The organism is Mesorhizobium sp. M5C.F.Ca.IN.020.32.2.1 (genome assembly GCF_004023105.1).
Lineage (GTDB): Bacteria > Pseudomonadota > Alphaproteobacteria > Rhizobiales > Rhizobiaceae > Mesorhizobium > Mesorhizobium wenxiniae.
Map to the genome: position 1 here is coordinate 1 of NZ_RZSX01001334.1, position 1,093 is coordinate 1,093.

Here is a 1,093-nt window from a genome sequence, read left to right on the forward strand (position 1 = left end):
ACAGATCTAGCAGAGCTGGGCCAAAACATCACCGTCAGCGACGGGCCAAAGGTGCTGTATCGCTGCCGGCCGGACTCCCTTCGCCGGGCGATCCGCAATCTCGTCGAAAATGCCGTCCGCTATGGCGAGCAGGCCAAGGTGAGCCTGGTCAGGAGTGCCGACAGCCTGGACATCGTGGTCGAGGACGCCGGACCTGGCATACCGCCAGGCGATATGGAACAGGTGTTCGCCCCCTTCTTCCGCCTGGAGCAGTCGCGCAACCGGGAGACTGGCGGCGTCGGGCTCGGCCTGTCAATTGCCCGCGCCATCGCCCGTCACCACGGCGGCGACATCGTGCTGGAAAACCGGAGCAACGGTCTTCGCGCGGTCATCAGGCTGCCGCTCATCGACATGGCCAAGCAGCTGGCCCCGGCGCCTGTACCTGAAACGCACCCTCCGACCGGACTGCGATCCTTGCCGGTTTGACCGAACCCTGTCCCGCGATCGGAACTCCCGCGCTGTCCCGCCAGGGTTCGATCAATGTCGTCGCAACCCGCATGCTCCCCAGTGCCTTTCTTAACCCAGCCGCCGCTCTCGCTGCTGAGCGGCTGGTCCTGCCGGAAGCTTCCGGCCACCAACAAAGCCCTCTCTTCAACGTTCCGCAGAGGTCATCAGATGAGCCATTCACAAGCCACGACACGCAACCACGTTATTTCCGTCGGAGTTGCCACCGCATCTCCGGCGACGTTCATCACGCGAGCGCGTGCGTCCCTGGCCGCGCTCTTGGTTGCCGGCGGCCTGCTGTTGCCCGGCGCCGCTTCCGCGCAGCAGGCCGACGGCGAGCGGCTGTTCCGGCAACGCTGCGGAAGCTGCCACAGCTTGGAGCCAGGCCAGAACAGAACCGGTACGCATCTGTCGGGCGTTATCGGCCGCAAGGCCGGCAGTGTCGAGGGCGCCCGCTATTCGGCCGCGCTGCGAGAATCGGCCATCGTCTGGGAAGGCCGCACCCTCGATACCTTCCTCGCGGCGCCACGCCAGATGGTTCCGGGCACGTCGATGACAGTGGGCGTTCCCAACGCCGCTCAGCGCGCCGCGATCATCGGCTATCTGGAAG

At 66.0% G+C, this 1,093-nt stretch carries 2 protein-coding genes; both read left to right on the forward strand.

The genetic code is table 11. The annotated features are described in order from the left end of the window. The coding region (locus tag EOA86_RS35760) for an ATP-binding protein (protein ID WP_245497489.1) at positions 1-465 on the forward strand (465 nt) is incomplete at its 5' end. Between the two features lie 189 nt (positions 466-654). Next, a partial coding sequence (locus tag EOA86_RS35765; protein WP_128345748.1) for a c-type cytochrome occupies positions 655-1,093 on the forward strand: 439 nt, incomplete at its 3' end.